The organism is Paenibacillus sp. EKM211P (assembly GCF_011066175.1).
GTDB lineage: Bacteria > Bacillota > Bacilli > Paenibacillales > Paenibacillaceae > Paenibacillus > Paenibacillus polymyxa.
On the sequence record NZ_JAAMNS010000019.1, the window covers coordinates 100,978 to 123,860 of the forward strand.

Below are 22,883 nucleotides of genomic sequence, written 5' to 3' on the forward strand. Positions count from 1 at the left end.
GTAATTATGGGCAGTGGCGGTCATTTAAGCTTGCCGCTGCATTTAATTCAAACACATACAGGCCTAGCATTCGTTTCACCTAACCCACAGGGCAATACCATGATTCCGCTAACTAGCGGTAGTATCATCCAAAAGTGATTTCCTGCATGAATTAGTGTTCAATTCTCCTGTATGATAAACTTGCAAGAAGTTATTAATAACTGCAAAGTGACCGACACTCAAGTCATGTGGAGTGCGGAGCTCGGATGGACTTTATCGGAAAAGGCTGAAAACCAAAACTTGTGATGGTTTTCTTGCTCCTTTTCACACTGTCTTTTGATTAGACACACTCCCGGACATTACGTCAAAAGCTATGTGCAGGCCTTCAAGCTGGAATATGTACATAGCTCGAACGCTATTGAAGAGCATACCAGTTTGTTAAAGCCAGCATTGCCCAGGTCGTTGCTCAAGCTCTTTTTCCAGCTTATCCGGGACTGGAGAGACGCTTTGAGCGCGACTTTTTTCAAAGCGAGAAGTCCATGCGGCTTTTGTTTTATAAATTCAGTCCATTTAAAGCGGCTGGGAGGTATAAATATGCTAAAAACGATATTAGTTGTAGACGACGATGAAGAAATCGTAAAACTCATCACAAAGAGTTTAAGATACGAGCAATTTGCAATAACTTCGGCATATTCTGGGAAAGAAGCCTTATCCGCATTGGAAGAAAATCATATTGATTTCATCGTTCTTGATATAGTGATGCCTGATATGGATGGACTTGATGTCTGCAGAAGTATCCGAAACTCTTATAATGTTCCAATTTTGTTTTTAAGTGCGCGTGATAAGGACATTGATAAAATCGTCGGGCTCGAAATAGGAGCAGACGATTACATGACCAAACCTTTCAGTATTCAGGAGCTTGTCTCCAGGATAAAGGCTCACTTCAGAAAAGTGGACAGGCTTTTTAAAGAGTGGGATGAACTTAGTCCCAGTAACGAAAAGGCGGATTCTCCGCTCATTCTGAACGATAAGACGTTTGAAGCATTCCTGAATAGCAGGAAGCTCGACTTGTCAACGAAGGAATTTCAGATTCTGTCTGTCCTCATGCGCCACCCCAATAATGTATTGACTCGTGAGCAGATATATGAAAACGTCTGGGGAGACGAATACGGAGAAATAAATACCGTAACGGTTCATATAAAAAATATCCGTAAGAAACTTGGTCCTGAATATGACTTTATTAAAACAATATGGGGCATAGGATATAAATACACGGAAAGAGAGCAATAGTATGAAACTGAAAATAAAGCTTCCTCTTTTGTTCCTGCTGATGTTTATAATATTCATGTTTTCGATTGGAATGTACCTGAAGCTTGTCTTTGCAGTATATTCTCCTATACGCAGTTCATTACTGGACTCGCGATATATAGCATTGCTCCTGCCCATATTTGCAATTGCCTGCATCATATTTATTATTCTAATTATCTATATTCATTTTTGCATAGAGAAACCCATTCAGCTTCTGAATACCAGGCTTGAAGAAGTAAATATTGTACATCCACTGCCTCCCCTAGTTCTAAGAAGTAATGACGAGATCGGAGAACTTTATAAACACTTCAATAAGATGGAGCATCGGCTTCAACTCGCGCACAAAGAGCAGACCGATATGATCGCGGCAATTGCCCACGACTTGAAAACTCCCTTGACATCTATTAATGGCTTTACTGAACTGCTGGCTATGCACAAGGATTTACCAGAAACTGAAAAGCAGGAATATTATGATTTGATTCAAAAGAAGTCAGGATATATGGTCGAACTCATCAATGATTTCTCCAGCTTCACCAAAGAAAAACTGGAGTTGGAATCTATGGTAGCTAAACCTGTAAAAGCATCAAAATTATTTGAAAACATTGCCCTTGAATATGAATATGAGTTGGCGGGACTTGACAATGAGCTTACTTGCCGCCATTCATTCACGGAAAATATATGGCTGATGATCAATGAACCGATGATACGTCGGGTTTTCGGCAACCTCTTTAGCAATGCTGTAAGATATGGAGGGAAAAATAAGCTGAAAGTGTATATGACCGGTTACCCGCTAGGACAGTATGCCTTTTTTCAAATCGAGGATAATGGAATTGGAGTGCCGGATAAGGATATATCTTCTCTGTTCCTCAAATTTTTCACTGTGAATAAATCGCGACAAATCCAAAAGGGCGGGCTGGGGCTGGGTCTTGCAAGCTGTAAATCCATTATTGAACATCATAGGGGCGAAATTGACGCCTACCCTTCCGAATATGGCGGTTTGGGGATAAGATTCAGCCTTCCCTTGGCCGCACAACACTGATTTTATTTTTTGCACATTTTCTTTTACTACAGGAGTTAAAGGCTGCTGCCAGCTATGAACACCCAGGCAGCAGCCATTTTTTATTTTTTTAGTGTTTTATAATTTTTTATATTCTCTTTACAAACATTTATTTTTCTTTTAAAGAAGCTTTATCTTTGTGTTGTAAAAATTACTTGTAGTAAAAAAACTACAAGAACTAGAACTGGAAAAGGGGGATGTTACAATGTCAATTGAGTTCAGCCGTTGGCCCAATCACTACATGATGTCATACCAAGTCACCAAAGCTTTAGGTATGGCAAGCCTCGGTGCTACGGACGTCACCGAGATCTACGAGGCCTGCAAAAAAATCGACCCCGAAGACAAGGACACGTGGCACAGGGAATGGCTCATAACGGCTCAGGCATTGGAAAGACACGGCAAGGAGGCCGAAACAGCTGGAAACTGGTATACAGCACGAAACTGCTACATTCGTGCCTGCAATTACTACAGAATTGCAGAATATACGGTGATGGATGATGACACCGAGAAAATCCGTGTATTTAAAAAAGTAAATGAACTCTTCGAAGCTGCCGGGAAGTACTTCGATGTCCAACCGGAGAAGATCCAAGTCGATTACGAAGATGTCAAGCTGGATGGTTACTTCTTCTCCCCTTCCTGGATAAAAGGTCCGAAGCCGACCCTTTTTGCTCTCAACGGTGGCGACGAGTGGTCAATTGAAAACTATTTCTGGCTAGGTCCCGCTTTTATTTCGTGTGGATATAACTTTCTGGTTTATGACCAGCCTGGCACCGGCCTCTCGCTGTACGAAAAGGGAAAAGGAAGACGAGCGGACAGTGAGGCTTTCCATTCCCGAGCAATCGACTTTCTTCTAACGCGGCCAGAAGTCGATCCCGATAAGATTATCGTGCACGGTGAGAGTTTTGCGGCTTACGACTCTTTGCGATTCGCTTCGTTCGATCACAGAATTGCTGCCGTCATCTCCGACGGCGGTACGCATGCCTTTGATTGGGATGCAATGCTTAAATGGATGCCACCGAGTCTGGCCGCACATGGCATGAGAATTCTGGGGGCAAAAAGCATGGAGGACTTTGCGGGTAATCCGCGTTTTGCCTATGATCTTGAGGGGGTGCTTCACCAGATAGAATGTCCGCTTCTTGTAATGCACGGAGCGGAAGAGATATTGGTTCAGCCAAATCCGCTGACACAAGCCTTGAAAAATTATGAGCAAGCGGGTTCGAAAAACAAGACATTCTTCCCGATAGAGGATAGAAGACTTGGGGGATTAGAACACTGTCAGGTAGACAACATCAACGTGCTACATGAGGTAGCGCTGAATTGGCTCTGCTCAATTGGGCTTGGACCAGCTGCACCTCGTCCTAAGTGATTGCCAGGACGTCATAAAGTAAACTGGGGAATACGTCTATCGGATTCCCCAGTTATCCTTTCCAGGGGAGGAGTATTCGCTGGAGATGCTTTCGCAAGAAGAAATCAAGGAATTTGAAGCCGTGCAACTGTTTATGGAACGTGCGTTTTTGGTTGCTCCTAAGCTTCAGCCCACGCTGGAAAACTTGCAGCTTGTAGGTGCCATATGCAAAAAAATAGAAGGGATTCCGTTAGCCATTGAGCTTGCGGCTTCCAGAATGAGCATATTGACATTGGAACAGATGGAAGAACGTCTGGCGAGTCTGCTGACATTATTGACTGCTGGATGAAAAGCTCGTTGAGAAATATGCGAAGGCATTTGGCAAACCCGCATTGACAGTGCATTTTTTGAGACATTCATTCGCAACTCGTTATCACCTGGAGAACAATAACGTACCTAGGTTGAAGAATCAGTTAGGGCATTCGTCTATACAAACAACCATGATCTATACACATTTGTCTGATGAAGAAATGAGAACTGCAGTTAATAATATGGATAAGTGAGCAATTTCCAACGTAAGGAAACATGAAATCAGTGACACAAAATCCCACTATAATAAGTGAGAACTATGCAATTTTACATCCAACATAAAATTACATAATGATTTTTCAATGATAGCACAAGGAATAAAGTTAAAGAGGGTGCTTTGGTATCGAAAACAAGGGGAGTTTTGTGTCAATCAACAGTTTATGTTAAGGCATTTTTATCTCCGAAGATCATGCTATACATATGTACAAAATACGGGTTTTGTGAATATGTCTGAAGAGAACCTTATAGATGTAGTTTTCTGCTGCAACTGTTGTTGTACATTGACACAAAATCCCCTACTAAAATGACACAAAGTTCCCTACTTTAGTAGAATACAAAGAGATTGTCTGTAGTTACTCCAACTGATGAGAGCAGCGAATCATCGCAAAGTGATTTTAGGTGAGTGTAGTTATGAAATAGCTCGACTATATCTAAGGTTATTGAAAATGCGAAACCATTATTAATACGACCCAACTGCGGTCCGCTTAAGCGAATTCCCTCTTTGCAGAAGCGCAAGTTGTCGCGGGTTCGATAGATCTGGTCGGCCAGCACCGCTTTGGGATAATAACCAAATCTGGCGCGGTAACGCTCTACGGCGTCCTGCAATGTCTGCCCTTCGTTGTAGCTATCCCACGACAGATGCTCGCGGAAAGCGTAGCCGTTCACCACGCTAATCGCCAGCTTCTCTCCGAACTCGACGTTTGCCCTGGCTTTGCCGCGCACGATCGGTCTGACATGTGGCTGTGCGATACTGACAATCCGATCCGATATGCTGTGTGTCCGCTTGTCATACATCGTTTGCTGCTGACGATAAAGCTCTTGAATGACCAGCAGTTCCTTGTACAAACGCCGCGGCAGGCCGCTCGTCATATCGGCGAGTTCGGCGATCATGCGCAGATCACGGGAAACGAACCTGAGCTGCTTGCCGATCGCTTTTCGTATCGCGCGCGGCTTCACGCGCCGCTGCTTGGCAACCGCCAGATAGGCTTTGCGGGCACACTCTCGGTATGTTCTGGGCTTGCGGGTCTTTCCACGTTCCGGTTCGTGCAGGATGTCGATGATCTTCTCCAGCTTTTCTCTGGCCTGATTCAGTAACGACAAATCCGTCGGGTAGGCGATATCCGCCGGCGCGCAGGTAGCGTCCAGCAGCAGTTCGCCCTCGTTCGTCAGTTCCATCTGCTGTGGCTGCGTTTCTGAAGGCTTACCGGACGCTGCGTCAGTTCCGCTGCCAGGTTCATCGTCGTCCGATGAATCATCCGACACTTGCGCGCTTCTTCCAGAGCGATCCATTCATTCACTTCATCCAGAATTTCGCCACCCAATCGCTTGCGGAAATGCGTCATGAGAGAATGATGAAACGGACGGCGGTACCGATATTCCGGCAGACCGAGGAAGTACTGCAGATACGGGTTCTCCAGAATCTGACGAAGTGTCTCCCGATCATCGGTGCCAAGCCGCTCCTGGATGATGAGTGCGCCGAGCGCGATACGGATCGAAACGGCTTTTTGGCCCTTGAGGCTTTTCTTGAAGTTTTTCGCATACTTCTCTTCGAGCATCCACCACGGAATCATCTGGGCCAGCAGCACCCAGCGGTTATCTTCTGCGAGCTTTCCGCCGAACGGCAGAAAAAAGTCGACGGGCAGGTTCATCTGGTTCTCGGTTCGCTGATACAATCCTGACGCCTCCAAGTGCACGGTTTTTCACGGGGCTGCCCCGTTTTCCTTCGACATAAGAGGCCCTAAACCCTTGTGCCTGTTGGAGTTTTGATTCGTTCAGCAAGCCCTAGGTAAACCGTGTCCTATGGGCATCGGCGCACGTGTTTAGACTCCGATGCCGCGAGGCTCATTGTCAAGGCGAATACGTTGTTTACATGTCTTCGATGTACACGCCCTTGATAATCAAGGATTTTCTAAAAGCGAGTTGAGATAATTAACGAAAATATACGCTAAGTATTAAACGGATTAATGACCCTTTGGCGGCTCAAACATCATATTGTTTAACTGGTTCACAAAAATACCTTCGTTCGGGCCCGGGTTGTTTCGAAATACTTTCGCTTCTTCCACTAGAACCTCGTCCGCATCCGTACCAAGTACCTTCATCGTTTCATCAATGAATGATGCTAGTAGCATAGAGCTCGGATCGTTATTGAAATACGTTTGAACCCCTGGCGGCGCAATTTCCAGGATTTTCACCGATGTGTCTTTAAGCATGTACCGTTGGGATAGCGTATAGGAATGGAGCGCTGCTTTCGTCGTAATACAGAAACATGAAAATAATTCCAATAGGACGTAGGTTCTACTTTCTTGAAATTCTTAATTAGACTGGAAAGAGGCTAAGTCTACAGGTCATTAAAGTCAACCTAAAAACTTAGCCTCTTGATTTCATATTAAATTTTAAATAAACTTCAGTCTTCACATAACATTGTCTGCAAAGTCGATGAGACTACTATTTATTACTGCTGCTACATCCCTTTTGTAATCGTGTATAAAAAAATGATCCCCGTCAAACATATGAATTTTACAACTTTTGGACGTATAATCATGCCATTTTGCAACGTCAAAAATAGTGGCTCCCTTTTCTCTTTTTCCCCACAATACACTTATATCGCAGTCAAGCTTAGCGTTTTTTTCAATGTGCCTGTATGTGTCAGTAATTCTAAAATCCGCTCTGAGTATCGGTAAAAACAACTCCATTAATTCATTGCTTTTCAGAACCTCTTTGGGCGTGCCTCCCAGCTTAAATACCTCATCCACAAACTCCTTATCCGGCAAATCATAGAGTACCTTCTTCTTACTTACAAAACCCGGAGGATATCTGCCGGAAATAAACATATGGACAGGATATGGATGTCCGAGCTCCTTTATTCTATAGGCAAGTTCATATACAAGTACACTGCCCATACTGTGGCCAAACAACGCATAAGGTTGTTCTTCAAGGTTGCTTATGATAATACGGTGTATATCTTCAAGCGCTTCCTCAACACTTCCGTAAAACGGTTCACCAATCCTGCTGCCTCTTCCCGCAAGCTCAATCGGGAAAAGCTCAATCCTATCATGCAAGTATTGTTCCCAATATTTATATACTGCTGCAGAACCTCCTGCATACGGCAGACAAAACAATTTAATCTTATCCATTATATCTACCCCTTATATCTGAACTATTGGTTGATCTCTTCCAATATTTCTTTAATAATAGCCGCATTTTTATCTATATATCCTGTACTTAACATATCAAAATGACTGCCAAATCCGTTATATACTTTGAACTCTCCCGTTGTTGCCTCTCTCCATCCTTCACATAAATCAGCTTCACCTTCATTGTCTTGCTGCTGTGATATAATAAGATGGATATTGGAGTTTATCTGTCCCGAGTTTATAACACTTCTAGTGTATTTATGATAATTTCTCATTCTTTCAATGGCCTTTTCAATAACTGCCTGGTTATCTCCAAACATGCCTTTTATAAGTTTCTCATTTTCTTCTATAAATTCTTTATCCTGTTGCTCAGCAAGTTTCTTAGCATCTTCGCTTTCTTCCTCAATAAGGACAAATGATTTAGCCGAATCCAGAAAGATTATATCGGATACATGATGTCCAGTTTCAATTAATACTTTAGCAACTTCAAATGCCAGATTACCTCCTGCCGAGTAACCAAATAGAATATATGGGCCCTCGGGTTTGACAGAAGTAATTGCCTTCACATACTCCTCCATCCTGCTCTCATTTTCTATAAAGTCAAAGGAATATATGGAATAAGCATTCATTTGTTTTGATAAACTACCATAAGCTATTCCATTTCCTCCTCCTGGAGGGAATGCAAACATAAGACTCTCCATTGCTGAATTAAAATGAATTGCCGGACTTGGTGTAATATAATCATTGGCGTACGTATTGTGTATAAAACGGGCAATTTCCTTTATGGTTGGGGCCATATAAAAGTCTTTTAGTGGTACCTCAACATTTAACTGTTCATAAATTCTGCTTATAAGGGATATTGCCTTCAGTGAGTATCCTCCCAGTTCAAAGAAGTTATCATTCACACCAATTTTTTGTACTCCAAGGGCATCATGCCACAGCAGTGCAAGCTTCTCCTCAACTTCACCGCAAGGCTCTACATACTCTACTGATGTAGCTAAAGTACCGTCATTTTGGGGTAAATTATTCCGATCTATTTTGCCATTGGCTGTCAAAGGCAGCTTTTCCAGCTGAACAAAGTATTGTGGTATCATGTAATCGGGAAGTTCTTTTAAGAGAAGCGCCCTTAAATCTGATATTGTAAATTCACTTTCCCCTGCTATATAAGCACACAAATACTTGTTGCCCTCCTGGTCTGTCTTTGCAATTACCGCAGCTTCTTTTATTGAAGGATGCTTTAATAGCTGCACTTCTATTTCCCCAAGCTCTATCCTAAAGCCCCTAATCTTTACCTGATGGTCTACTCTGCCTATAAATTCGATGTTTCCGTCAGGAAGCCACCTTCCAAGATCACCGGTACGATACATTCTTTCTCCAGAGCTGAAAGGATTAGCTACAAATTTTTCCGTAGTCAATTCAAGTTTGTTCAAATAGCCTTTTGCCAGCCCATCTCCAGATATATATATTTCACCAGTTGTATTAACCGGTAAGATATTCATGTCTTCATTAAGTATATATATCTTATAATTCTGCAATGGCATACCTATAGGTATACTTGTTAGATTTCTCACCTTCTCACGGCTTAAATGGTAATAAGTTGAATCTACGCAGCATTCTGTTGGACCATAAACGTTTGTTATAGTAGGGTTATTATCTTTAAACCGATCATAGAAACCTTGTATACCTTTACATGAAAGTTCTTCCCCTCCGATAATAAACTGCATAACTGAAAGACTTTCGCCAGGCCTGGCAGTATCTGTTAAAAGCTTTATATGTGCTGGTGTTCCGTCTGAAACAGCAATTGAATTCCTGTTATAGTACTTTAGAAGGCCCTCACCATCTAGCCTTGTATCCTCAGGAACTATAAACAGCGTATGGCCAAGGAGAGAAGCCGCAAATATTTGTTTTACAGATGCGTCAAAAAAGTAAGGGGACACAAGGGCAACATTTAAATAATTATCATAATTTTCATAGACAAGCTTTCTTAGTCCATAAACCAAGTTAACTACACTTCGATGCTCTATCATTGAACCCTTCGGAACTCCAGTAGATCCCGATGTATAAATGATATAAGCTAAGTCCTCTGGTTTATTTATTTTATCAAGGTTTTCAGCACTTCCAATGTATATTTCAGGGGAATCAAGCAGTAATATATTACCGTAAAACTCTGCTTTATCCGCTAAATGTGATTGCGTCAACAGCATAGTTGCATTACTATCTTCCAGTAATTTTTTTATTCTTAGTTCAGGAAGTTTGGTTGAAATTGGTAAATAGACACCTCCTGCTTTTAAAATTCCCAGTATTCCAACCTGCATATCTACGGATCTTTCTACCATTATTCCAACTATGCTGTTTTGCTTTACACCATTACTTCTTAGTGCTCTGGCAAGCTGATTTGCCTTTTCATTGAGCTGCCTGTAGGTTAATTGCTTGTCCTCAAACACTACAGCTACATTATCAGGTGTCCTTTCCACTTGGTCTTGGAACAGCTCATGTAGAGTCTTATCCCTAGGGTATTCTGCCTTTGTATCATTAAAACTATTTAGTATTTGCTGTTTTTCATCCTGAGATAGTATATTTATTTCGGACAGCATCTTTTCGGGGTAAGCTGTGATCTCTTCCAGTACATTGATGAAATGGACCCTAAGTTTTTCTATTGTCTCTTTCTTAAACAGACGAGTAGCATACTTTAACCCAAATACAATATTATTCTGGGTCTCTTGGGCGTTTAGGGTCAAATCAAATTTGGACGCCCTGAACTCATTATCATAGGGCATGAACCTTAGCCCATTCATCTTAAATTCTGATGCTTCTTTATTTTGCAAGACAAACATAGTATCAAACAGCGGATTTCTGCTCAAATCCCGCTTAATGCTAAGCTTCTCCACAAGTTCCTCAAATGGGTAATCCTGGTTTTCATAAGCCCTTAGAGCGTTTTCTTTTACTACCCTCAAAAACTCGCTGAAATTCTTTTTACCTTGAGGGTAATTCCTCATAGCTAGGGTATTGACAAACATGCCTATGATGTCCTGCAAATCTGTATGTGGCCTTCCTGCTATAGGGCTTCCAATTACGACATCTTCCTGTCCGGTGTATTTGAAAAGAAGCACATTGTATGAAGCTAGAAGCACCATATACAGTGTTGCTCCATGATCCACGGCAAGCTTGTTCAGTTTATGTGCAAGTTCCCGGCCTGTTTCAAAACTGACCATATCGCCTTCAAAACTCTGTATAGCCGGCCTTGGGTAGTCTACCGGCATATCAAGTACTGGTATTTCTCCCCTAAATGCCTGGAGCCAGTATTCTTCTTGTTTACTGATTGTGCCGTCAGCAAACAATTTATTCTGCCATACGGAATAGTCCTTGTACTGAATCTGAAGTGCTGGAAGATTCATTCCTTCATACAAGCTTATGAATTCTCTTACCAGTATTTCATCCGACACCCCGTCAGATATGATATGGTGTTTATCAAGCATCATGACATGCCTGTCTTCTCTAATTTTTACGAGCCCTGCTCTTAGTAAAGGAGCCTTGCCAAGGTCAAATGGCCTTATGAATTCATTTGCTGCTTCTGAGGCTTTTTCTTCGCCGGTTTCCATGTACATGATACTAAATTCCACCTCATCATGGACCTTCTGCACCGGTTCACCATCTACCATATGGAAGGAGGTCCGGAAAGCCTCATGCCTTTTTACCAGCTGATCTAAGGCTTTCTCAAAACGTTCTATATCAATACTGCCTTCTAACAACATAAACTCTGGCATATTGTATGCCACCCTTGCTCCTTCAAGCTGATTTAATATATACAGCCTTCTTTGGGAAGACGACATAGGATAGTATTCCATTTCTCCAGTGGGCTGGATAGATTGATAAATACTCTCTTGGGCTTCCTGGATGTACTTGGCAATTTCTGCAATTGTCGGCAGCTTGAATATCTCCTTAAGAGATATATTTACATTGAACTCTTTGTGAATTTTGGCTGCAAAGTTTATTGCTTTTAATGAGTGCCCCCCAAGCACAAAGAAATTATCATTTCTCCCTATTTTCTCAACCCCCAGGATATCCTGCCACAATTGTACAAGCTTCTCTTCCACTTCACCTGAAGGTGCTTCATACTCTACTCCAGTATTTAAATGAGCAGCAGGGTGGGGCAAGTTCTTCCGGTCTATCTTACCATTGGCTGTCAAAGGCATTTCATCCAGCTGCATGAAGTATGCCGGAATCATATACTCGGGCAATTCTTTTGAAAGGCATTCCCTTAGTTCAGTTATTGTCAGTTCATTTTCCCCAACGAAATATGCACACAGATCCTTGTTCTTCTGTTGGTCTTCCTTTACAATAACCACAGCTTCTTTTATTGAAGCATGTCTTAATAGCTGAGCCTCTATTTCTCCAAGTTCTATTCTAAATCCCCTTATCTTTACCTGGTGGTCCATCCTGCCTAAAAATTCTATATTCCCGTCAGGCAGCCATCTTGCCAAGTCCCCAGTACGATACATTCTTTCTCCCTTTATAAACGGGTTAGATACAAATCTTTCTGCAGTAAGCCCCGTCTTGTTTAAATAGCCTTTGGCAAGACCATCCCCAGATATATATAATTCCCCAGCGATACCTATAGGATTTACTTCTAATTTCTTACCAAGTATGAATGCTCTGGTGTTTGGCAAAGGACGGCCTATGGGGATATTATCCAATCTACTAAGCCCCGCCGCAGTAATCAAATATTCCGTAGAATCCACACAGCATTCGGTAGGACCATAAACATTTGTGATGCAAGGTTGCACATCCTCAAATCTGCTTAGGAAGTCTTTTACTGCATCAAATGGAAGAACATCTCCGCCTATAATAAAATGTCTCACTTTTAGGTTATTATCTATAGGAGGAGAATTTAACATCATATTTACGTGTATGGGCGTTCCATCCGAAATATCAATCCTATTTTCACTATAGAAGTCCAGCAGCTTTTTACCGTCTTTCCTTGCTTCCTCCGGTACAATGTACAATGCATGCCCCATTAGCAGTGCTGCGAAAATCTGCTGCACCGAAGCATCAAAAACATAAGGGGCAATGAGGCAAACATTCAACGGTGATTCATATTTGCTATATATTCTCTGGAACAGACCCTCTACCAGGTTTAATACACTCTTATTATCAATGCAAACACCTTTAGGGTTTCCCGTTGAGCCAGAGGTATAGATGATGTACGCTGTATCACCAGGCTTATTTATACATTTTATATTCACATCGTTTATAAAATTATAATCATAATCAGATAAATCAATAATCTCACCATCGAAATCATCACGATCCATAAGATGATTTTGGGTGAGTAAAATTTTGGCCTTGCTGTCCTCCATCATATACCTTTTTCTTTCCAATGGATAATTAGGATCTACAGGAAGGTACGCCCCCCCAGCCTTGATTACTGACATTATACCTATAACCATTTCAGGCGAGCGGTCCACCATTATGCCTACAATATCATCAGGCTTTACTCCCTTTTCTCTTAATGCCCTGGCCAATTGGTTTGCCTTTTGATTCAGTTCTCGGTAGGTTAATTGTTTACCTTCAAAAACCACTGCAATATGATCAGGAGTCTTTTTCACTTGCTCCTCAAACATTTGGTGTATGGTTTTATCCAGGGGATATTCGAGAGCAGTATCGTTAAAGCTGTATAATACTTGCTGTTTTTCTTCCTGTGATAACATTTCGATTTCATAAAGCCTTTTTTCGGGGTATGCTGCAATTTCTTCCAGCAAATTGATGTAATGAGCCCCAAGTCTTTCAACTGTTTCTTTCTTAAACAGTCTTGTACAGTATTCGAGTTCAAAGGCTATACCATCCTCAGTCTCAAATGCATTTAAGGTGATGTCAAATTTTGATATTCTGCCTTCTATCCCTTTGTTGTACGGCTTGAAGCTTAGATCAGACGTTATGAGCTCTGCTTTTCCAACATTGTATATGGCAAACATGGTATCAAAGAGGGGATTCCTGCTCATATCCCTCCTTATGTCCAGCTTATCCACTAATTCTTCAAACTGATAGTCCTGATTGTCGTATGCTTTCAAAGCATTTTCTTTAACTTCTTTCAAGAATTCAATAAAAGTCTTTTCTCCTTGCGGGTGGTTTCTCATGGCCAGAGTGTTTACAAACATACCTATGATGTCTTGAAGGTCAGCATGAGGCCTTCCAGCTATAGGACTTCCCACAATAATATCTTCCTGTCCAGTGTATCTAGATAACAACACATTGTATGCAGCAAGAAGCGTCATATATAATGTAGCTCCATTGTCTGATCCAAGCTTGTTAAGTCTAACCGCAAGCTCGCTATCAGCTTCAAAGCTGATGTAGTCTCCTTCAAAGCTTTGTACTGCGGGTCTTGGGTAGTCGGTGGATAAATCCAGCACAGGGATCTCTCCCTGAAAGGTCTGGAGCCAGAATTCCTCCTGCTTACTTATGACAGCTCCTGCAAACAATTCCCTCTGCCAAACTGAGTAGTCCTTGTACTGTATACGCAGTGGAGGAAGTATTTTCCCTTCATATAAGCTTATAAACTCTCTTACCAGTATGTCGTTGGACACTCCATCCGATATGATATGATGCATGTCAAACACCATAATATGTCTGGCTTCTCCAATCTTTACAAGTCCAACTCTTAATAGTGGAGCCTTTCCAAGGTCAAAGGGCCTTATGAATTTCTCCACTATTTCGGGAACCTTCTCTTCACTGGTTTCCAGGTACATGATACTTAGGTCCGCCTTGTCATGGACTTTCTGAGACAGCTCTTCCTCGATCATATGGAAGGAGGTTCGAAAGCTCTCATGCCTTTCTATCAGACTATAAAAAGCCTGCTCAAAACGTGCTTTATCAACAGTACCTTCCAGCAATATTATGCCAGGTATATTGTAGGCGATTCCAGCTCCTTCAAGCTGGTTTAATATATATAGTCTTTTCTGGACGGATGACATGGGATAATAATCCATATCCCCAGCACGTTGAATGGACTGATATAGGCTCTCCTTTGAGTCTTCAATGTAGCTGGCAATTTCTAAGATGGTTGGTGTCTTGAATATTTCCTTAAGAGGTATGTCTACATTGAACTCTTTGTGAATTCTTGCTACAAGGCTTGTTGCCTTTAACGAGTGTCCTCCGAGCATAAAGAAGTTATCATTTCTTCCTACCTTCTCTATTCCAAGGATGTCCTGCCACAGCAGCGCAAGCCTTTCCTCCACTTCACCTGAAGGCGCTGCATACTCTGTTCCTGTATTTATTCTTCCATCAGGCAGCGGCAGCGCCTTTCTGTCCAATTTTCCATTTATGGTTAACGGTACTTTTGCTATCCTCATAAAATAGGATGGAATCATATAATCGGGCAGCTCTTTAGATATAAGCTCCCTTATTTCGGTCACTGTCACTTCTCGGTCAGACACTATATAAGCGCAAAGATACCTGCCTACACTTGAATCCTCCCGGTCAATGACCACCGCCTCATTTATATCAGCATGCTTCAAAAGGGCTGCTTCTATTTCCTCAAGCTCGATTCTATACCCTCTTATTTTAACCTGGTGGTCTTTTCTGCCGGCAAATGCAATATTCCCGTCAGGAAGCCACTTTGCAAGATCTCCTGTTTTATACATCAGTTCTCCAGGCATAAATGGGTTCGGTACAAACTTTTCCCTGGTAAGTTCCGGTTTTTTCAAGTATCCTCTCGCCAATCCTGCCCCGGAAACACAGAGTTCACCCTCAACACCTATGGGCTTAAGATTATTGTTTTCATCAACTATAAACACCCGGGTATTGGTAATAGGTTTACCAATAGGTACCGACTTATCGGCCGTCTCACAATCATCTGCTTTCCATACCGTTGCACATACGGTTGTCTCAGTAGGTCCATAAGCATTTATATATGAAATCCTGTTGCTCCATTTCTTTAAAAGTTCGGGAGTGGAAGCCGAACCTGCTGCAATTACCTTCTTTAAGGAAGTTACTTTTTCCGGGTCCAGATTTGCCAGATACGGAGGTGGTAAAGTAGCAATAGTTATCTCATTTTCATTTAGGTATTCTTCAAATCTTCGATAGTCATTGATAATATCGCCTGAAGATATATATAGTGTTGCTCCTGCCAATAGTCCCATAAATATTTCCCAAACTGCAGCGTCGAATGAAATTGATGCAAATTGAATAATCCTATCGCTTTCACTTACATTTAAGCGGGTCTTGAAAAACGCCTCCAGATTTGCTACCCCTTTATGTTCTACCATAACCCCTTTAGGTTTTCCTGTAGACCCAGATGTATAAATGATATATGCCAAATTTTGCGGTGAACATACCACTTCCAGGTTCATAGGGTTTCCGGCATAAAGGCTTTCATCTTCTATGTCTATATACTTCCCGTAAAACTCCACTTTCTCCAGGAATTGCTTTTGGGAAATCAGCCCCCCTATCTCGCTGTCCTCGAGTAAATATTCGATTCTTGCCTTAGGGTAGTCAGGATCTATAGGCATATATGCCCCTCCGGCTTTAAGTATGCCAAATATACCTATGACCATCTCCAGTGAGCGTTCTACCATAATACCCACTATGCTGTCTGGTTTAACTCCCTTATCCCTCAACACTCTTGCAAGCTGATTTGACTTCTCATTGAGTTCCCTATAGGTTAGCTGCTTACCCTCAAACACCACTGCCGCATTGTCAGGTGTCTTCACCGCTTGTTCCTCAAATAGTTGGTGAATGGTCTTTTCCCTGTGGTATTCCTCCGTTGTATTATTGAAGCAGTGCACTATTTCTTTCTTTTCCACTTCGGTGAGTATATCAATATTCCTAATATGCATATCGGGATTATCGGTTACAATTTCTATTACCGACTGAAAATGTCCCTTGATTTTTTCTATGAAATTACCATCATATACCAGTGAGTTGTAACTGAATTTAATAGATAATTCCTTACCGCCATCAACGAGTATCCCAAAATCATAATTCGTCTGCTCGAATATTTCCATTCCAACTACATTTAAAATGCCATTACTGGATGAAGCATTAACCGCTTCATCCATAGGGTAATTTTCAAAAGCCATGACATGATGTATCAAGGCATCTTTCAAGCATGTTTTTGACTGCACATCCGCCAGAGGATAGAAACTGTACCGGTCAGATTCAAGCACCGATTGCTGCATCTCTTTGATCAGTTCGGTAAAAGTTTTATCCTCATCACAACTCACCCTTACTGCAACGGTATTTATAAATAAACCCACCATGCTCTCAATTCCCTGTATTTCATGAGGCCTTCCCGATACCACCTCACCAAACACCACATCATCGGTATTGTTATACCGCTGTAATAATATCCCCCATATGGTCTTTATAATGGTACTCATGGTTGTATTGTTTTTGGCTGCAAACTTCTCAAGATCGCTAGTTATTTGTTCAGATATTTTAAACTCCGTTTCTTCAATCCTGAAATCATCACTTGCAGACCTGCCGTTTTGGGGAAGGACTGTCTGATGCTCGTAACCTTTAAGATAGGTTTCCCAGTAATCTGCGGCCTCGTTCTGATTTCTGCCTTCCAACCATTTGATATAGCGGCTGTAAGGATATACCTTTCCTGACTCCGGCTCCCGGCTATTCATCAGGGCTTCATAGTTTTCCATAAATTCTCTAAATATATTTGCGAGACTCCACCCATCAATAATGATGTGATGAAAGCTCCATACCATGTTATAAGATTGGTAGCCTGTTTTAATTACACTTAATCTTGTTAAAATATCCCTTGATAAGTCAAAGCCCTTTTTTCTGTCTTTAACCCTGTATTCTTCTATATACCTATCCCTTAGTTCTTCGGCAAGGGAGGTAATATCCTCATAGCTGACAGACAGCTTTCTTTCCTTCATGACTACTTGTAAGGGCTTGGCTACATTTTCATACAAAAAAATTGTTCTCAAAGCGTCATACTTTTCAATAATGATATTAACGCTCTTTTCAACACAATCAATGTCCAGGATGCCTTTTATAGAAAGTGATATCTGCTCAAAGTAGGCGTCTGAATTTTTATCCATCATATAGTGGTACAATATCCCTTGCTGCATAGGAGTGAGCCGGTACATATCTTTTATGTTTTGTTTCTTCAAATCACTCATAAGTACTCCTCCTTAAATACAAACTCTTTTTATTCGAAGTTATTCAATACGTCTTCAAACTCATCCATATTCAGATCGTCTACTGTAAAATCACTGAGTGTAGCTTCTGAATAGTCCATTTCTGCACAATGGGTTATTATGTTTACTAAATGCTTTTTAAAACTCACCGCTACCCCTTCAATAGTACTCTTCTCATACTCGCCCTGGTTGTAGCTAAAGTTTAATTCCAGCTTCCCGCCTTCTACAGTTCCGCCGTTAATATCAATACAATACTCACTTTTATAGTTTGGTCCTGTAGACTCTCCGGCAGGAATATCAGACACTCCAAATAAATTGTCTACATTATCCTGGTTGAATTGACCGAGGTAATTGAAGCTTATTTCAGGGTTTAGATTAAAATTTAAATCGGCTTTGTTTTCCGGCAAGGTAAGATATTTTAGTATGCCGTAACCTATCCCTTTGTTAGGTATCTGCCTGATGTTTTCTTTTACCGATTTGATCATGCGGGAAATATCGAGTTGTCCGCTGACATCTAACACCACGGGATACTGGGTGGTGAACCATCCCACGGTCCTGCTTATGTCAATGTCTTTAATGATTTCCTCCCTGCCGTGCCCCTCCAGACTGATCAGAACCTTATCATTTCCGGTCCATTCCCTCACTGCTAATCCCAAGGCGGTAAGCAATATGTCGTTTACTTCTGTGTTATAAGCATGGTTTACCCGCTTTAGCATCTTCTCAGTCTCTTCAATACTCAGCTCGATCTTGACGCTATTGTTATTCATATACCTTCTTTCTTCAATCTCTCGGTCTTTTGGAAGCGGTATTGTTTCAGTTTTTTCCAAATTGGTCCAGTAATTTATTTCTTTTAATAGTTCAGGGCTATTGGCATACTCATCAAGCCTCTGTGCCCAATCTTTGAAAGAGTCGGTCTTGTTGCTGAATTTTATTTCATCATTGTTTAGCGCCTGTCTGTATCCTATGTCCAAATCTTCCAGTATGATTCTCCACGATACCCCATCAACTACAAGGTGGTGAATAGCTATTAGCAGGTGGTCCCCTTCTTTAGTCTTAAACAGACCAACCTTAACTAAAGGACCGTTATACAAGTCCATGCTCCTCTGAATCCTCGACGCTTCCAGCTCTATTTTTTCCCGGTAATTATAGCTGTCCCTAAGGTCTACAATTTCCAATGAAAAATGTTCACCTTCAAGGTTTTTGTTGTATTGGAGTATATTTTGATCCTCTATTTTTACCACTGTTCTAAAAATATCGTGGTGCTCTACAAGCTTTGACAATACTTTTCGAATAATAGCTTCTTCAAATCCGTTACGCCCATATATCATTATTTCCTGATTAAAATGATGGATATCCTTGCTGTCTTGTTTATACAACCATCTTTGTATAGGTGTTATCGGTACTATGCCTTCTACCGGGCCTTGATGAATTCTTCGGCTTGTAGATTGTATATATTCGACGAGTTCCTCAATTACAGGATGTTTGAATAAGTCCCGCATTTCAAGCTTTAGCCCATGGACGTTAAGACGCGACATTACCTGTATGGCTTTTATTGAGTCTCCTCCAAGGCTGAAGAAATTATCTTTTACCCCGATGTTTTCAGTTTTTAGTACGTCTTCCCATACTTTGGCCAGTATTTCTTCTCTTTCGTTTCTAGGAACTACATGCTCTACTCCGGTATTAATATTCCCCTGTGGTTCAGGCAATGCTTTCCGATCAATTTTACCGTTGGCATTAAATGGTATCCGTTCCAGATGCATGAAATATGCTGGTACCATGTAGTCAGGTAGTTCGTTTAAGAGATGCTCCCTTAGCTCGGAAATGGTCAATTCATTTTCCCCTACAATATATGCACACAGGTACTTCTTCCCTTGCTGCTCTTCCTTTGCAATAACCACTGCTTCCTTAATAGCAGTGTGCTTCACCAGATGTGCTTCAATTTCTCCAAGCTCTATTCTAAAGCCTCTTATCTTTACCTGGTGGTCGATCCTGCCCATGAATTCGATGTTCCCATCAGGAAGCCGCCTTACTAAGTCCCCTGTGCGGTACACTTTTTCGCCGGGAATAAACGGGTTAGGTACAAATTTTTCTGCTGTCAGTTCAGGTCTATTCAAATAGCCCCTTGCAAGACCGCTTCCACCTATCACAAGTTCACCGGCCACTCCTACAGGAGTTAATTGGTTGTGCTTGTCCAGTATATAAAGGTATACATTCTGTAAAGCTTTCCCTATAGGTACTGTTATAAGTTCTTCTGCTATTTTCTTTGTTATACTGTAACCCGCTGCATATATCGTGGACTCTGTAGGCCCATAGATATTTTCCAGAGATGTGTTCTCTGAGACATCGAAAAGCTCATGGACAAGCTTTTTGGGCAGCGCTTCTCCAGCAGCAAAAATATACCTGAGAGTTGATGGCAGTTTTATACCATTATCTTTTAAAGTATGCACCATTATATTCAGCATTGATGGTACAAAGTTTACATGGGTTATCTTATGCTTGTTTATTACCTCTACTAACTCCATAGCTTCCTTTTCCACACCTTGGCGTGATATTACAAGCTTTCCTCCGTTGAGGAACCAGCCAAATATCTCAGCTACGGATACGTCAAAGGTATAAGTTGTTTTAAATAGAAAAGCGTCTTCCGCTTTAAGCGGATACATGGCCTGGAGGGCTGTAATTATGTTTACAACGCTAGTATGCTCAATCATTCCACCTTTGGGCTTCCCTGTCGAACCTGATGTATAAATGACGTACGCAAGGTCCGAGGGTTTGTTTACATTTTCAAGCTTTGAGTTCTCTTCATTTAAATATTCTTCCTCCAGATATATAATATCCGCATCAATCTGCTTATTTTCCATAAAGGTCCTGGAGGTCAAAAGGATCTGGGAACCACTATCGTCCAACAAATACTTTATCCTTGTATCAGGATAATTAGGATCTATCGGCAGATACGCCCCTCCAGCTTTCAATATGGCAAATATCCCCACAATCATCTCAAATGAACGTTCGGCCATAATTCCTACAATACGGTCAGGCTTTACCCCTTTGTTCCTCAATACTCTGGCCAAATGATTTGCCTTTCCGTTCAATTCCCTGTAAGTCAAGTGCTTGTCTTCATATACCACAGCTATGTTGTCAGGTGTCCTTTCCACCTGCTCAGCAAACAGCTCATGTATGGTTTTGTCCTGCGGATAGTCTTTCTTAGTATTATTAAAGTCTATCAGCAACTGCTTTCTTTCTTCATGACTTAATATAATAAGCTTGTCAACTGACCCTTTGGGGTTATGGATAAACATATTTAAAATATTAATAAAATAGTCTATACACTCTTCTGCCTGTTTTCTTTCCAATACTTTGTCCGAGTAGATCAAGCTTATATTAAGATCATCGAATGTATTACTTACTGTAAAGTCAAGACTTGTATTGGTTGCTTCATATTCATCAACTGAAATTCTATCTTTAACATCACCGATTTCTTTGTTTATTATCTCGTTATATATATGAAAATCCACATAATTGAATATGGTATCAAATAAAGGATTTTCCTCTTTGTTTTCTTTTCCGCCCAGGATATTTATGATCTCAAATAAAGGCAGTCTTCCATAAAGCTTTAAGTTTATTAATTTCTTTTCTGCAACTTTTATCAATTCCTCCCATATATCGATTTTATCAAAACACATTTTGACGGGAACCGTATTTAAGAAGCACCCCAGCATCTTATCTCCATCTTCGCATACAGGTCTGTTATTTTCTACCAAACCTACGACAAAGTCATCCTCGTATGAAAGCATATTGAGCATATAAGTGTATGCAGCAAAGCAAAGTGTCTTTAAGCTTACATCATATCTTCTGGCAGTACTTCTTAAATCACCTAAAAATTCCTGACTTAAATGGCGTGTTACATGGTCTACTTTATAAGATTTTTTTGTTTTTCCATGAATATTTGCAGGCATATTCAACCTTTTATATTCACTTAATTCCTCTCTCCAATAATTAATTACTTCCTGGTTGTCCTTAATTGTCATTTGGTCTGCTATATAATCTTTATAGCTGCATTTAAGCCGTGTTGGTATATAATCTTTTTCTTGCTTAAGCTTAGAGTATAGGTTTGAAACTTCCGTAATCAATGAAGCAACACTCCAGCCATCCAGGATAGCATGGTGGAATATCAGAACCAGACAAATATGGTTTGCGTCAAGTTTGAATATTCTTATCCTCCAAAGGGGCTTTGATATATCAAACGGATTCGCTCTGTCATTTTCCAAATATTTGTTTATATACTCAACCTGCCCTGTCCTGCTAAAATTCATGATATCTATCTGCTCAATATCAAGACTACTGCTCTTGTAAACAATTTGCACAGGAGTTTCAAAATCCTCTAAATTAAAAACCGTCCTTAAAATATCATGTTTTGACGTCATTAGAAGCATCGCTTCTTTAAATGCTGGGAAATCAAAGTCTTTGTCATTCAGATGAAATGCAAATTGGTCATGATAAACTGCATTTTCATAGTCTTTTTTGGAATGATAAATCATACCCAGCTCTATGTGACTCATCGGATATATATCTTCCATGTCCGAAGGTAACTTTTCTGAGAGAGTTTCATTCATCAATATTCGCTGTTTAAATAACTCCAGTTCTTCCCTTGCTTTACCCATCTTACTGTTAAAAGCTTCCGTATCTTTTACTTTTAAGAATGCAGACAATCTCTCAATATCAGGATTCATGTATATATCCCTGATTTGGATGTTTATATCCAACTTTTTGCATATTGTGCTGACTAATGATATTGCACGTATAGAATCTCCGCCTATTTTAAAGAAGTTGTCCCTTATTCCTACCTGTTTTGCTCCAAGCACTTCCTGCCATATTTCAACCAGTTTCTCTTCCACTTCATTCCGCGGCGCTACATATTCTGTTCCCGTACTCATACTTCCGTCAGGCTCGGGCAATGCTTTCCTGTCTATTTTTCCATTAGGGGTCAATGGCAGCTTTTCCATCTGCATAAAGTAAGAAGGGATCATGTAGTCCGGGAGCTCTTTTGACAAGTGTTCCCTCATCCCCTGTACGGTTATTTCTTGATCCGGTACGACGTATCCACAAAGATACTTATTTCCGTCAGCTCCTTCTTTGTCCAATACCACTGCTTCTTTTATTGCTTCATGCTTTAATAACCGGTTCTCTATTTCACCCAGTTCTATCCTGTAGCCTCTTATCTTTACCTGATGGTCGATCCTGCCCAGGTATTCTAGGTTGCCGTCAGGCAGCCACCTTGCCAGGTCACCTGTCCTGTACATCCTTTCACCCGGTGCGAATGGGTT

The 22,883-nt window shown here is 41.1% G+C and carries 9 protein-coding genes and 2 pseudogenes; 6 read left to right on the forward strand and 5 right to left on the reverse strand.

The features are described 5' to 3' along the window. Window positions 1–6: 6 nt before the first annotated feature. The 6 genes and pseudogenes from G9G57_RS26270 to G9G57_RS22385 form a co-directional block, all read left to right on the forward strand. Window positions 7–138, forward strand: a complete 132-nt coding sequence (locus G9G57_RS26270) for a hypothetical protein (RefSeq protein WP_019687308.1) — start codon at window positions 7–9, stop codon at window positions 136–138. 435 nt (window positions 139–573) lie between these two features. Beyond that, a complete protein-coding gene (locus tag G9G57_RS22365) occupies window positions 574–1,269 on the forward strand; it encodes a response regulator transcription factor (protein WP_019687307.1) in 696 nt (231 codons plus the stop codon). A gap of 1 nt (window position 1,270) precedes the next feature. Further along, a complete protein-coding gene (locus G9G57_RS26310; protein WP_019687306.1) occupies window positions 1,271–2,326 on the forward strand; it encodes a HAMP domain-containing sensor histidine kinase in 1,056 nt (351 codons plus the stop codon). 223 nt (window positions 2,327–2,549) lie between these two features. Beyond that, window positions 2,550–3,710, forward strand: coding sequence for an alpha/beta hydrolase family protein (locus G9G57_RS22375; RefSeq protein WP_016820873.1), 1,161 nt, complete (start codon window positions 2,550–2,552; stop codon window positions 3,708–3,710). Window positions 3,711–3,795: 85 nt separating this feature from the next. Beyond that, complete coding sequence (locus tag G9G57_RS22380; RefSeq protein ID WP_019687305.1) at window positions 3,796–4,038, forward strand: hypothetical protein; 243 nt, start codon at window positions 3,796–3,798, stop codon at window positions 4,036–4,038. After that, window positions 4,037–4,252 (forward strand): annotated as a pseudogene (locus G9G57_RS22385) (tyrosine-type recombinase/integrase); the annotation flags it as partial. The gene G9G57_RS22380 and the pseudogene G9G57_RS22385, both read left to right, overlap by 2 nt. 490 nt (window positions 4,253–4,742) lie before the next feature. Here the strand turns inward: G9G57_RS22385 and G9G57_RS26085 are convergent. From G9G57_RS26085 to G9G57_RS22415, 5 genes and pseudogenes are all read right to left on the reverse strand, one after another. After that, window positions 4,743–5,950, reverse strand: a pseudogene (locus G9G57_RS26085) (IS5 family transposase); the annotation flags it as partial. 288 nt (window positions 5,951–6,238) lie between these two features. Beyond that, window positions 6,239–6,559: a short-chain dehydrogenase gene (locus G9G57_RS22400; protein WP_023988770.1), complete on the reverse strand. Its 321-nt coding sequence runs from the start codon at window positions 6,557–6,559 to the stop codon at window positions 6,239–6,241. 129 nt (window positions 6,560–6,688) lie between these two features. Continuing rightward, window positions 6,689–7,411, reverse strand: a complete 723-nt coding sequence (locus tag G9G57_RS22405) for a thioesterase II family protein (protein ID WP_019687303.1) — start codon at window positions 7,409–7,411, stop codon at window positions 6,689–6,691. 23 nt (window positions 7,412–7,434) lie between these two features. Further along, entirely contained in the window at window positions 7,435–17,544 is a 10,110-nt protein-coding gene (locus G9G57_RS22410) for a non-ribosomal peptide synthetase (protein ID WP_164965570.1), read from the reverse strand. Between the two features lie 29 nt (window positions 17,545–17,573). Further along, a complete protein-coding gene (locus G9G57_RS22415) occupies window positions 17,574–22,859 on the reverse strand; it encodes a non-ribosomal peptide synthetase (protein WP_238799336.1) in 5,286 nt (1,761 codons plus the stop codon). Window positions 22,860–22,883 lie beyond the last annotated feature (24 nt).

Coding starts and splice junctions, on each gene's coding strand:
- G9G57_RS22410 (WP_164965570.1), bottom strand. CDS start 17,544: ATGAGTGATTTGAAGAAACAAAACATAAAAGATATGTACCGGCTCACT.
- G9G57_RS22380 (WP_019687305.1), top strand. CDS start 3,796: ATGCTTTCGCAAGAAGAAATCAAGGAATTTGAAGCCGTGCAACTGTTT.
- G9G57_RS22365 (WP_019687307.1), top strand. CDS start 574: ATGCTAAAAACGATATTAGTTGTAGACGACGATGAAGAAATCGTAAAA.
- G9G57_RS26310 (WP_019687306.1), top strand. CDS start 1,271: ATGAAACTGAAAATAAAGCTTCCTCTTTTGTTCCTGCTGATGTTTATA.
- G9G57_RS22405 (WP_019687303.1), bottom strand. CDS start 7,411: ATGGATAAGATTAAATTGTTTTGTCTGCCGTATGCAGGAGGTTCTGCA.
- G9G57_RS26270 (WP_019687308.1), top strand. CDS start 7: ATGGGCAGTGGCGGTCATTTAAGCTTGCCGCTGCATTTAATTCAAACA.
- G9G57_RS22375 (WP_016820873.1), top strand. CDS start 2,550: ATGTCAATTGAGTTCAGCCGTTGGCCCAATCACTACATGATGTCATAC.
- G9G57_RS22415 (WP_238799336.1), bottom strand. CDS start 22,859: ATGTACAGGACAGGTGACCTGGCAAGGTGGCTGCCTGACGGCAACCTA.